Origin of the sequence: Vulcanococcus limneticus LL (assembly GCF_002252705.1) — a bacterium.
GTDB classification, from domain to species: Bacteria; Cyanobacteriota; Cyanobacteriia; order PCC-6307; family Cyanobiaceae; genus Vulcanococcus; species Vulcanococcus limneticus.
Window position 1 is genome coordinate 1 of the sequence record NZ_NQLA01000129.1, and the last position, 1,564, is coordinate 1,564.

1 protein-coding gene is annotated in these 1,564 nt (G+C 49.6%); it reads left to right on the top strand.

Annotated elements, in window-relative coordinates; all coding sequences use genetic code 11:
• The coding region (locus tag CJZ98_RS19250) for a hypothetical protein (protein WP_232756605.1) at nt 1-856 on the top strand (856 nt) is incomplete at its 5' end.
• Nucleotides 857-1,564: the final 708 nt, after the last annotated feature.

Here is a 1,564-nt window from a genome sequence, read left to right on the forward strand (position 1 = left end):
TCCGAGAAACCGAGCTGCTTGCCGCCCATCAACCCAGTCCTTGCCTGTGATCACTGAGCCATTGTCGCGCGGATGGCCTGGGTTTTCCAGGGTCTCCCTAAGCCTTCAATCAAGTCAAGCTATAGCAATCAATTCTGATCCGGCCTTTACATTTATTCCCTTTTGGCACGATCGGTTGGCAAACAACACTGCTAATGCAGTAATTGCTGGCAACAATCCTAGGCAGGGCCGCGTCCGAGGTCAAGCTTTTGGCATAAGCGACCCTCTCAGAAACCATGTTTCTACAGTCGGCGCTCGATTTACGTTTAACTTCATTATTGATCCTAGTCAGGTTACGGCAGGCGCGCTCCATCGGTTCATGGTAGAGATGCGTACTGATGGAGTATTCGAGCATTTTGCAGCTGTTCCATTCTCCGGAGATAATAGGCAGCCGGCAGCGCAGACACTCAGTAGCGGTAGGACCCAGATCGACATCACTGAGATTGATCTTAACGGACAAATACCAACTATCCAAGACGTCAGCGAGGGGGGCGTTGTTCTGAGGCTCGGCAACAACTTTTTTGATAGCTCAGACGGCAGCCATACAGACGAATCACAGATTGTTTCTCCTAATAATAATTTAATACGAGTTATCACGAACCGGCGTGTGCATATTGGGAAGAAGTTTCGCCCAAGTGGCTCGCGTCCAGTACGAGTACGCGTGAGGCGGGAAATATCTGCACAAGCTAGTGGGGTCTTCTCAGATATTCAGATTCGAGGCATTAATGTTGCATCAATGAGGTCGGAAGTGCTGCAGTCGTATTTTCAGAAGATAGCCGAAGACGGCGATCCTTGCTTTGCGATACTCAATTCCTAGCTTAAGAGCAAGCATTATATGCGATAAAGTGACGAGAGTAAATCCAACACTCTCGTTTTCCCTTAACACACACTTCAAAGCTTCAGTAAGAGCCACCTATAACTTGATATTGCAATCAGATTTAGGCGTTCTTGGCTAAGGATAACAGCAAACTGCGTAGCGATTCATCATTTTACACAAGATATACAATGAGATGCTTTGAGCTAGCTGCTGGCAGTGTATGTGAATCAATGTTTAATTCGTATTCCCACGATTTCTTGTAGTTTGACCTTGGGGTCAATGCAGATTCAAGCGGGCATACTGACTAACCTTACTGGGCGCACGTCGTAATCCATTTACTACTCTTCGAACAGTCTCCTTGAGTGGGCTGGCCACCATCAAATTAATTTTCAGCCCCCTCAGTCTCACTGCTTGCAACTCAGGGGCGGCGTTCGAAGGATGTGTCGACCTTGATGGGAGCCAGCAAGGCAGCGTTGCGCGGCCGTAGCCAGGTGGATACAGTTGGTGATTGGTTGAAGTCCGCCAGACAGAGCGCTTCGTCCGATGGCTTGAGGGTCTGCGTGATCTAATGGCCCGGGCGAAGGTTCTGGCCCGGATTGAGCGCCTCATTGGGGCCTCCTGAGAAAGTCGGAGCCGCTGCCGCCAATACAGATTCTGGCAGTCAGGTGCCTTGCTGAGTGATTATCAAGCAGCAGCTGTCTCAACGCT